Origin of the sequence: Nostoc sp. (assembly GCF_036917515.1) — a bacterium.
GTDB lineage: Bacteria > Cyanobacteriota > Cyanobacteriia > Cyanobacteriales > Nostocaceae > Nostoc.
This window is the reverse complement of the sequence record NZ_JBALDE010000044.1, coordinates 1-11,404: the sequence shown is the minus strand read 5'-3', so window position 1 is coordinate 11,404 and position 11,404 is coordinate 1. Positions and strand designations below refer to the sequence as shown.

8 protein-coding genes and 1 pseudogene are annotated in these 11,404 nt (G+C 38.6%); 4 read left to right on the top strand and 5 right to left on the bottom strand.

The genetic code is table 11. From position 1 onward, the window contains the following. On the top strand, positions 1 to 431 hold a 431-nt coding region (locus V7K89_RS05380; protein ID WP_335185047.1), incomplete at its 5' end, for a four helix bundle protein. A gap of 169 nt (positions 432 to 600) precedes the next feature. On the opposite strand, the gene V7K89_RS05375 is transcribed toward V7K89_RS05380, so the two are convergent. Then, positions 601 to 3,516, bottom strand: coding sequence for a GUN4 domain-containing protein (locus V7K89_RS05375; protein WP_335185045.1), 2,916 nt, complete (start codon positions 3,514 to 3,516; stop codon positions 601 to 603). Between the two features lie 389 nt (positions 3,517 to 3,905). Here V7K89_RS05375 and V7K89_RS05370 point away from each other — a divergent pair. Further along, positions 3,906 to 4,188: pseudogene (locus V7K89_RS05370) on the top strand (hypothetical protein). Positions 4,189 to 4,608: 420 nt separating this feature from the next. Here V7K89_RS05370 and V7K89_RS05365 read toward each other — a convergent pair. From V7K89_RS05365 to V7K89_RS05355, 3 genes are all read right to left on the bottom strand, one after another. Next, positions 4,609 to 6,372: a tetratricopeptide repeat protein gene (locus V7K89_RS05365; RefSeq protein ID WP_335185043.1), complete on the bottom strand. Its 1,764-nt coding sequence runs from the start codon at positions 6,370 to 6,372 to the stop codon at positions 4,609 to 4,611. Then, positions 6,362 to 7,654, bottom strand: a complete 1,293-nt coding sequence (locus tag V7K89_RS05360) for an ATP-binding protein (protein WP_335185041.1) — start codon at positions 7,652 to 7,654, stop codon at positions 6,362 to 6,364. The genes V7K89_RS05365 and V7K89_RS05360 overlap by 11 nt, the downstream gene beginning before the upstream one ends. 592 nt (positions 7,655 to 8,246) lie before the next feature. Beyond that, positions 8,247 to 8,489: a hypothetical protein gene (locus tag V7K89_RS05355; protein ID WP_335185039.1), complete on the bottom strand. Its 243-nt coding sequence runs from the start codon at positions 8,487 to 8,489 to the stop codon at positions 8,247 to 8,249. Between the two features lie 177 nt (positions 8,490 to 8,666). On the opposite strand from V7K89_RS05355, the gene V7K89_RS05350 reads away from it, so the two are divergent. Further along, positions 8,667 to 9,035: a hypothetical protein gene (locus tag V7K89_RS05350; RefSeq protein ID WP_335185037.1), complete on the top strand. Its 369-nt coding sequence runs from the start codon at positions 8,667 to 8,669 to the stop codon at positions 9,033 to 9,035. A 459-nt stretch (positions 9,036 to 9,494) separates the two neighbouring features. Next, positions 9,495 to 10,037: an REP-associated tyrosine transposase gene (locus V7K89_RS05345; RefSeq protein ID WP_335185035.1), complete on the top strand. Its 543-nt coding sequence runs from the start codon at positions 9,495 to 9,497 to the stop codon at positions 10,035 to 10,037. A gap of 329 nt (positions 10,038 to 10,366) precedes the next feature. Here V7K89_RS05345 and V7K89_RS05340 read toward each other — a convergent pair. Then, positions 10,367 to 11,404 (bottom strand): formylglycine-generating enzyme family protein (locus V7K89_RS05340; RefSeq protein ID WP_335185033.1); only part of this gene is annotated, 1,038 nt, incomplete at its 5' end.

Below are 11,404 nucleotides of genomic sequence, written 5' to 3'. Positions count from 1 at the left end.
ATCCGCAAGCAACTGGAGTACTTCCCTACCTTGCGAGCGGCAATGGAGTATGTTCTGAGTTTAGTGTCCTAACCAACCTGGCGGTTGCTATATATGAGAAGGCGTATAAGTTTGCTATCAGGATTGTAAATGCTTATAAATATTTGACTCAAGAGAAAAAAGAATTTATTTTATCAAAACAATTAATTAGAAGTGGAACATCAATTGGAGCTAATATTGCGGAAGCAAATGGAGCTATATCACCAGCAGAATTTTCTGCGAAAATTTTTATTGCTTACAAAGAATGTCTTGAAACTAAATATTGGTTGTCTCTTTTAAAAGACACAGGTTATATTGATGACAAAGCATTTAACAGTATCTATGAAAATGCCGAAGAGATATCAAAAATCCTTTTCTCAATCCTCAAGAAAACTAGAATTTCTAATAACTGATAACTAGTAACTGATAACGGAGGTGCATGAGGTGGCAGAAAAATTTATTCAGGCGAACTGCTATCAGCCCACAGTGCCAGGTATCGGATCGATGAAACGTTGATTATTGCGTGGAAAAGTGAGATGTGATAAATGTTTACAAACTTGCGAAAGCGTTATATGTTACAGTTTACAAGTCTGGACGCGAGAGAAGAGTACAAAAGAGATTGTAAGAGTAATACACGGTCCGCATCGTAGTCCTGTCCAATGTTGTCGTCATTTTTACTTGTCGAAAAATAGGTAAGTGTCCTTTGGAGGCACTACTTGAAAAAATCATTTTGGAATACCACCTGTCATTCACTCTCCATCCCACGCGATCGCTTAATCGTATATAGGCTTCGTAATTTTTGATTTCATCCATTACTCTACCACCGAAACGAGCATAAATCCATCTAACAGGAGGGAGAAACAGAAGCTTGTTAAAAGGCGAATTTGCTTGATTTCCTTCCAGTATTCCACCGACACTCAGATAAATTTCTTTTTGAACGCTAAAACCAAAGTGTCCATTGCTGTACTGTAGCCAGAGTTGGTCAATAGTTCTCAAGTCTTCACAAGGAAATTGCCGAATGTCATCCAAGTCTAAGTAGCCTTGTTGTTCTCGTCCTGCTACCTGAAGCATAAGTCTATCGGTTTCTTTATCAGCCTCTTCCCACATACCTGTTGCTAAGTAGTAGGATAATTGTTCGTAAACAGTAGGTACTTGAAACCGAACGAGCCGAATTCCTCGTTTATCAGCGTACTCTTTATCTTGCTCGCAGGGATGCTGTTGTCGGTCTATGTGTGTCGCTTGTCTGTAGCAGATTCCCGGTTCACCTAACTCTTTGCGACTTCTTAAACTCAGCCAAGCACAAAAACGATTAGTATCCCAAAAACTAATATTAATTACAGGTTGGCTAGCTCGTTTTTTATTTGCAAGAATACTAGGGGAAGTTGTCTCATTCAAAAACAGTTGATATTCTGCACTAGTTATGTAACTGCTATCATAAGCTTGGCTTTTTTGTTCAGAATAGCTGTCTAAAGTCTGCAAGTCCTGATTCAGTTGACTGAGGCGGTAAGCTAGCTTCACCTCAGCCGCCAAGGTAAATTCATCCAGCTTATCGGACTCTAATCCTTGCTCTAATTTAGCTCTTAATTGCTGTTGAACTTCTCGCTCGATTTGTTGGGCTTCTTTGCCTTGCCAACATTGGTAGACAAGGGTCAGCACTGGTATTGTTGGATGATTCAGAGCAACTTGAATTAAGTGAGTTGCATCAGTTTGCGCGACATAAAAGCGAATAGTTTCTCTCCACCAAGCAAATTTTTTATCGTCTGCTAATGCTTCTTGTAATATCTTTTCTTGCTTTGTTTTCTCAATTTCCACAGCAGCTAAATATTCTTGAAAAGTTTTGTGAGCAAACTCATATATTCCCTCTTGTTCTCTCTCACTCAGCAACTCCCGCACACCCAAATCGTCTTTTTTGATAAATTCCTCTGGTGAAAGGGTTTGATTAGGAAATCTGTCTAACTTTTCTTGAATGAGTGATTTAGCTTCCTTGAATGTCTTTTCATGAGTAGAAGTTTCATCTAAAGTAAATGCCTGGGTATTTTTTTGCATTAACTCCAGCGCTAAGGACTTTAAAACGACTTGTTTTTGATCGGCTGAAAGGGATGTAGGAGATGTAGACAATCCTTTGGCTCGTTGTCGTCCCTCTAACAATACCCGACAAATATCTTTGTATAAATCTACTTGCTTTGTAGACAGAGTAACTTCACTGTCATGGGTGATGGCAATCATATTTAGTAACAGGGGATTCGTTGCCATCATTTTTAGAGACGGTGATGTATCAATTTGAGCAATCAGATTATTAGCTGATTTAATGGCACTATCTCGAACTCCCAAGTCTTCTTTGTTGTTATTTCCCTCTTTTTTGCGGAACTTATACCAGTCTTGAATAAATTTATTGCGTTGTTCACGAGTAAATGACTGTACTTCTAATTCCAGGAAATTACCTTGCAATGGTGCTTTTTTATAACCCTCTGGGCGTGAAGTCAAAATAAAAGAAGTATTAGGGTATTCATTGATTTGTTGACTCACCCATCGGCTCACCTGTTGTCGTTGAGTATCATCAGCAATTTCATCAAAACCATCAAGCATAACCAAACATTTATTTTGACGTAGCCGTTTAGCAAACCAACCTTGACGTGGTTCTAGAGGTTGGCTAGATTGCAGTTTCTTAACGGCATTCTCAATCACTGATGCTAGAGGTGGCTGTGGTTCTTGGATAATATCTTGGTAGACATTTCGCAGTAGCAGCAAAACGGGAATTAGCTTCGGAATTTTTCGATGTAATCGGCGTTGTTTGCGTGTGGCATATAACAAAGTGATATGTCTGAGGAGTGTTGATTTTCCCGAACCAGGCGCACCCAAAATCACCAGACGTTGCTTGATATCCTCCGTCGTCATCTTTACAAGAATGTCTCCAATTTCTTGCTGTTTGAGCGGATCAAATACCTGCCGAGACTGAATAATATTCTGAGAAACCTTTTGGGCAGATGTCTGTGCCATTTTCAAAGGAACAAAAAGATTTTCCAGTCGCAAAGTTCCGCGATTAATTCCCCGAATTTCATATTCCCGACAATCAAACTTTAGTCGTTCGTAGTATTTGCCTTCAAAGTCAGAAGTTACCTTTGCACACAAATCCAAAAATATTCTTTCAACATTATTTAATATCCAGTCCAGCAATTTATCGATGCGTGGAGCAAGCTTATTAGCAACCTGAATCAGTAGCCACAGAGCAAACGCTCCTACCACGCAAAGTCCAGCTTCTTTCCATTGAGACTTGCGTGCGAAATCAACTGCAACCGCAATCAAAGCCGCAGGCGTTCCTAAACTGACAAGCTTTGAATCTAGGATTTTCCAAAACCCTTCTAGCGTCAAGGGTGCGTTTTGGTCTTTCGAGTCTTCTGCCATTTTGCACTTGTAGACGAAAGTTTGTTGATAAGAGTGAGTATAAGCGATCGCTCTTTTCCAAATAAAGCAGCGTTCGTGTTTCTTCTTAAACTCCAATGGCTGAGGATCAAATTTCCGATAACGTGATTATATAGTGCAAATTTAGCTTGGGTAAAAAGCGATCGCTACTCAAATAAAAACTAAACAATTAACAAATTTCTGATATTTAATATTACAGAAATTATGCATAATTTTACTCAAATTATGCATAATTTCTTGTCGTTAAAACTTGAGAATCATTAATAAAAATTCTGCAAATAATGATTAACAAGTATAATTTTATACCTTAAAATAAAAATATGATAAAAGCGATTGCCAAAATCTGCAAAGAAGACAGCGATCGCTCTTATCTAAACCCCAAGATCGATAAAGGCGATCGCCTCATCCCGGAAAGAAGTGTGCGATCGCCCTTATCTAAACCCCAAAATCGGAGTATGAATACAATAATGGCACAATTGAAAAATTCCGCCCAGTCAAAATTAGAACAATATCTGCGTGGCGACGATTCCAGTCCACCCATCGGCAATCAATCGCCTGAGAGTTCATTTCCTAAGAGGGAACGGATAAAGCATCTACTCATTGGTTCTGCCAAAGCCGTTACCAGCACAATCCACTATTTATTTACAGGTAATTGGCTATGCCAGTGTTGGCGACTGGAGTCCACTGCAACCAACCGATAACCCAGATGAGGTTATGAGCATTTTAATCCGTCAAATTCTCATGCAATAACCCAGATGTAGAGACGTTGCATTGCAACGTCTCTAAAATTGTTGATTTCTATTAAAAAACCTCAAATTTAAGTAATTTAGAGGATTGCGGAAGCTGCTAACGTCTTTTACCCCCCTTAATCCCCCCTTGTAAAGGGGGGAAATTCCCAATTTAGTTCCCTCCCCAATACATACGGGGAGGGTTAGGGAGGGGTATTTTTGTACTTCATTAACTTGTAATCTGCTGTATTTAATTTTGCATGACTATTTAATAGGCGATCACTACCCAATTAAAAATCAAATGATTCTAGCGACTGTCTTAAAACTCAATCTTTCTACTCTGCACCTGTATGCCCACTGTTCGCGTAGCGTCTCCGATAGGAGAAGTTTTAATCGGCGGAAGCCGCCGCTCAAACTTCTCTCTGCATGAGATTTTCTCACCTTAATTCTCCCGCATTGCTACACTAAGTTTTTCTAAATTTTCCCGAACAGCCACACAACGAAGGTGCTCAACACCCCTGACTCGTTCGCAAATATCTAAAGCCTGCAAATAAAGCGGTTCTGCTTCACCGTAACGTCCAGTTTCACGATAAATTTCTGCCAGATTATTCAGACTTTCAGCAACATTGGGATGATTTTCTCCCAATAGGTGCTTATCAAGTTCTAAGGCTTTTATACATAAGGGTTCCGCTTCATTGTAACGCCCCTGCTCTCTGTACATATAGCCCAAAGCATAGATAGTATCTGCTAATAGCGGATGCGCTTTTTGTAATACACGCTGCTTGAGTTCTAACGATTCCAAAAACAAAGACTCGGCTTCACTGTAGCGTCCTTGAGCGCGGTATATTAAACCTAAATTGTGCAAATCTGTTGCAACATCAGGATTTTCTTCTCCCAAAAATCGCTTATCTAATTCTATTGCTTGTTGCGACAACGGTTCGGCTTCACTGTAACGTCCTTGATGATAATAAAGTAGCGCTAAATTATTCAGTATAAGAGCAAAAGAAAGATGATTTTCACCCAATAGACGTTTTTCAAGTTCTAATGATTGCAAATATAAAGGTTCTGCTTCGTCATAACGTCCTTGTTCATCATATAGTAATGCCAAATTGTTCAGACTGGCGGCGACATCGGCATGGTGTTCTCCCCACAAACGCTTCCTCAGTTCTAAAGCTTCTTGATATAGAAGTTCTGCTTTACTATATTGTCCAGTTGATTTATAGAGTCCTGCCAAATTATTCAAGCTAATTGCAAAATAAGGATGATTTTCTCCTAACAGGCGTTTTCTCAGTTCTAAAGCTTGTTTATATAAGGGTTCGGCTTCGCTGTAGTGTCCCGTTGCACGATATATTCCTGCCAAATTGTTGAGGCTAGTAGCTAAATCTATCTGCAAACCTAATTCATTTTGTAGCTCACTCGCCTGACGCCAATATTTAATTGCTAATTCCTGTTCTTCTTGATAATTTTGAGATTCACCCCGATCTAATCTGCTGTGGTAAATATCGCCTAATCTTGAGTATAAAGTAGCCAAAGTAGGATCTTTAGTTCCCTGTTCCTGTTCTACTTTCTCGATTAGTCTTTGTAAATCTTGGATGGGTAAGAAAAAGTGATTATTTTCATTAGTATCTGTGCTAGCTAATTCTGTATCTCTAAAAACAAAGCTTATATGTTCTAGTTCCTTACCAGCAATAGCATTTGTCTTTTTAGATTCAAACCGAAATACACCGTTACGCCAACTCCAAAAATCAGGGGCTTTTTTAATCAGATTGACTAAAATTTGGTTAGTTACCCAAAGTATGATCGCAAATGGAAATTCGCGCAATCCTTCCCTTGTCCACTGTAAGTAACCAAAAAATTTCTCCTGTTCCGATTGCTCATTTCCCAACCTGAGAAAATACAATTGTTCAGCACCCGTCACAGTAATTACTGCCGGGTTCTGCTGACGGAGATATTCTTCTTGTTGTATTAGTTGGTTAAGAGCAGCTTTCAGGCTTGGTTCCTGACGTGCTAAAGTTACTTGATATATACCGAAGGCAGATTGTAGTTCAGCTTCATACTGAGCAATAATCTGATTGCGAAAGCTAGCATCATCGCAAACTGCAATCAGTAAATTTAATCCCCGCTTTTGAGCTTCAATAGAAACAATTAAATCATCATAAGCATCTTGATTTTCTCCTTGATCATCTAATAATTCTTCATTTAACATTAATGGCTCCCTGTCTTTTCAAGCTTTCGATAATAATTGGATGAACATCGTACCAAGTTTCCTCAGTGCGATATTCTAGAACATACAGCCCGTGTAGCAAATCCAAAAACTCTGTTTGTTTGGGGTCGTTGGGCATAAATTGTTCGTATACACTCTGCAAAATATCGATATCAACCTTTCCTAAACGGATGGAAAAATCATTGCGAATTTTATTGATTGCTTGCAGAAGAATTTTATCATCAATAATAACTTCGGCTGAAGGATTTCGCCGAATCGTTCGTAAACATATACGGCAGCATTCTTTAGAAATCCGAATTAACTCTCGCAATACGCCACCACTGTAAATTACGATTTTTTCAGCCGTTTCTGCCGTAATTAATTCACTGGGAATCCGCTTTTGTAAAACTTCACCAAGAATCTTTGTTGCTTCTGGGCGAGGTTCAGCGTTAGGGAAGCGATTTTTACCTTTATCAAATATTTTTAATACAGGCATTGCTACAACTTGATCGTTGGTTTCAGTGGCAATTATTGTGCTGATAAATGTTTCTCGAAGGACTGCGATCGGAATGGTGTAAATAATTTGAAAGTTAGGTTGACAAAGAGCTTTAATGTTATCTCGATAAATTTCGTTAACTCTGCCCAAATCAAGTTTATCTAAATCATCAATAATTACTAAAACGTTTTGTTTAGTAGCAGCTTGAATGAGAGCAGCAATTTCATTAATTCTGGCAACTAAATCTGATAACTTGCGTTCAAATTCTTGCTTAATTTCATCCCGAACGCTAGCATCAGCTTTTAATTTAGAGCTAATCAACTTTAAAAGGTCAAAACCGATACTAGCTTCTGCTTGTAAATTTAATTCTTCAGTGCGAGTACGGGTAGCAAACCACTTATAAAGAGCTTCTTTAGTAGATTGCGGAATATCAACTTTGCGTGCTTCTGCCTCGGTCATTAAATTAACTGCGATCGCAAACAATATATTAATATGATTAACTGCCGACATTTCAATTTTATCGGCAATAGAAAAGAGAACTACAAAATAGTCATCTTGAATTTGCCTGCTAAACTCAGCTAACAAAGTAGACTTACCACATCCTCGATGTCCTGTAAAGACAATTTTGCCATCTCCATTAGGACTATCTTCCACTAATTGGTTCAGGTCTGCAATCAAATCATCACCGTATTCGACTCTGAATCTTTCCATTTCGTTCTGTTCCATCAACGGAAACAGTTCGAGATTGCTGTATGCTTCTTGAAAGGAGTTTAATAAGTCTTGAGACATTGGATAGTGTTGTAAACGTGCTAACTATTCATATAATGGCTCATGATTTTTGAAGCACAAGTTTAGGTAATGTCTAGGATAGAGTATGCCTACATAACTTCTTAAATTTTGTTAATAAATAACGACTAAGTGAGTGGTATGTTATGTCTTAAAAAGAGATGTCCTAATACCCAAATTTCAACCTATCAATAAGTAATAGAGGTCAAGAATCAATAAGACTGAATGATAGATTATACATTAGATAATTCAGACTGAATGATAGATTATACAGATAACATCCTAAAAGCTACTTAACACATAAATAAAATAAAATTTTCAGTTATAAAAATAAATTTTTAGTGTGCTTCGTTTCATTCCCCTCTAGCCGATGCGATGAGTAGCTGTTTTTACTGTTGGTTTACTACGCAGGTATCTCACTTTTGCAAATATATTTAGTACTACAAGGCGGAAGTCAAAAGTCAAAAGTTAACCGTATACACACAAGTTGAATTACCCCCCTTAATCCCCCCTTGGAAAGGGGGGAAAAAGAATCTTGTTCCCTCCCCAATACATACGGGGAGGGTTAGGGTGGGGTAAAACCCTGGTTAATCAGTTATTTCAGACTTGTGTGTACACCATAACCCCGTGGAATTATTAGAACAACTTTCATCAAACCAGCTTTTGCGACTTTTAAAGCAGCTTTTGCGACTTCAAAACTAGCTTTTGCGACTTCAAAACCAGCTTTTGCGACTTTTAAAGCAGCTTTTATGACTTCAAAACCTGCTTCTGCAACTTCTAAAGCAGCTTTTGTGACTTCAAAACCTGCTTTTGCGACTTTTAAAGCGGCTTTTATCAACGAATTTCAGCAAATATACCCGCATCTATCTAGTTGGTTAATGCCATTCAATGCTTTTATAATTCTGTAACTTCACTGTAGCTAGTGCATCTGTTTATTGCGTATTTTGATGATATATAAATAACTCAGTGTATAAGTTCGGGGTTATTTATAAATTAATTTAAACAGGAAAACTATATGACGCAACGCAAACGAAACTCTATAGCACTAACCAAAGCTGAACGACGGATTGAAGGAATGCAGACAATTAACCCTGAGTTAAACTTTAGTAATGGGTTTTCAATTGCTACTTACAACACTAAAGTAATTGAGTTACGAGAGAAGCTAGCCGCTTATAATCAAGCACAAACAATAGTAGATAAGACACACAATGCATTAACAGAAGCAGAACGTGAGTTAAATACTTATTCTGAGCAGATGCTGTTGAATGTTGCATCTCGCTATGGCAAAAATAGTGATGAGTATGAGATGGCTGGTGGAACGCGCAGGTCAGACCGCAAAAAACCACGTCCAGTAGTAAACCAAACAGTGATATCAGTGAAGTAATTGTTTGGACTCGCCGCTTCTTTAGATAAGGGTGCGTTGTCATAAGGGTCAACGCACCATTAAAATTAATATAAAGCTAAAGCTTTTAATTTTTTTAATAGCTCTGATATAAATACAATATTTTTCACAAGTATATTTAATCTTAACCTGGACTATATATTGGAATTAGCCAGATTTTAGGATTTTAATTAATGGCGCGATGTCTATGATGTGCTACGCTTACGCACCAATGATGATGGATGTAGTAGGTGCGATCGCAAATGGACTAAGGATGTTGTCAAACTCCAAATCTTAATTGTAGGTTGGGTTGAGGAACGAAACCCAACATCTACTTTGGTTTGTTAAGTTTACCTTCGCTGATTTCTCAACTCACATATCAATAGAAATAAATTGACGGTACTTTTTATAAGCAGTACTTTGGTATAAAGCAAGAAATCTAACCATCATAAAATTAACATAATGCAATATCGCCAAGCCACAATCGAAGGTGGCACTTACTTTTTTACACTCGTAACATATAAAAGACAAAGACTATTATGCTTACCTACTAACGTATGTTTATTGAGAAAGATTTTTTGGTCTGTAATGCATCAACACCCATTTATAATTGATGCCTTTGTTTTATTACCTGATCATCTGCACTGTATTTGGACATTACCACAGGGCGATCGCAATTTTTCTACTCGTTGGCGTTTGATCAAAAGCTATTTTAGTCGCCATTGCATTACTTTATTACAAGAAAACCTATCTACCTCTAGGCAAAATAAAAAAGAGCGAGGTATTTGGCAGCGTCGTTTTTGGGAACACTTGATTAGAGACGAGATGGATTTTAAAAATCACCTTGAATATATTCATTACAATCCTGTCAAACATGGTTTATTGAAAGCTCCAAAAGATTGGGAATATTCCAGTTTTCATCGTTCTGTTCGTCAGGGTATGTATGATATTACCTGGGGTGCTGGGCAAGAAATTGTTTTTGACTCTGATATCGTCAAAGAGTAAGTACCGCCTAAATTGTAGGTTGGGTTGAGGAACGAAACCCAACATTTCAACCGCAACATCTAAGAAACGAAACCCAACATTACCCATCACAATACCCAATGCTGATGTTGGGTTGAACGAAGTGAAACCCAACCTACGAATTACTTTTTGAAAAAGTCGGGAATATCGTAAAATGATTGAGTCGAACAACTGTTCGGTTTTGCAACCTACCAAGCTATCCGACTCGGTTTGATATTCGGAGGTTGTTGCCTTCTTTGCTGGTTCAGGTCTGGACTCCCTGGTGTATGCTCGATAAATTCCCACTTATCAACTCTGACTTTGGAGAGTACTCACGCCACCGCCACCACGCGAAAACCAACATCGAGGTTACGACTCGCGCCTGCAAGCCCATTGCGAAGGGCAGAACGGCAACTCCAGGTATTGAGGATCCAACTACCGCCACGCAGCAGCCTTGTGTTATCATCTTTACCAGTTAGCCACGCACTACCATCTTTTGGCGCACCTTGGTAATTGTCATTATATACATCTTGACACCATTCCCAGACATTACCATGCATATCGTATAAACCGAAAGAGTTAGGCGGAAATTTTCCTACATTTGTTGTTTGTTGACGAAATTCACCTTTTGGAGCAGAACCATAGGGATAGTCACCGTTGTAGTTAACTAAATCTGTGGTAATCGTTTCACCAAAATAAAATGGGGTTTTCGTTCCAGCACGACAAGCATACTCCCACTCTGCTTCACTAGGTAGTCGATAGGTTTTTCCTGTCTTTTGGCTCAATTTTTTACAAAATTCTACTGCATCATCCCAACTCACCTGTTTTACAGGTTCTACAGCTCGTTTCTCACCTTTAAAGTTGGAAGGATTCTTATTCATGATTGCTTGATACTGCGCCTGGGTGATTTCATATTTACCCATGAATAACCCAGGTACTTTTACCTGATGCTGTGGACTTTCATCTTTATCTCTCTCTGCTTCCCCTTCCGGTGAACCCATCATAAAAGTTCCTCCTGGTATCTGTACCATTTCCAGGGTGACACCATTCCCTAAGTCTTCTTCAAAATATTTTGCTTCCTCTTTACGGCGATTGGTGATATTTCCCTGTGCATTGACAGTCACCGTTTCAAATGGAAAGCTTTTTAAGATATTGGAAGAAACGCCTGAATCAGACCGCCAGATGCGAGGTACTACAATTACCAAACCCAACCCAGCACCCGCAAACCCAACAGTTTGAATCATTCTTCGCCGTGACCAGTTAGGTAATATTGATTTTGGGCGTTGCATAAGTGCGGGATGAATCAGGTTAACACGGGTATTTTCCCGTACTTCAAGTAATGAAGTAATAATCGAATTGAATACTTCAGC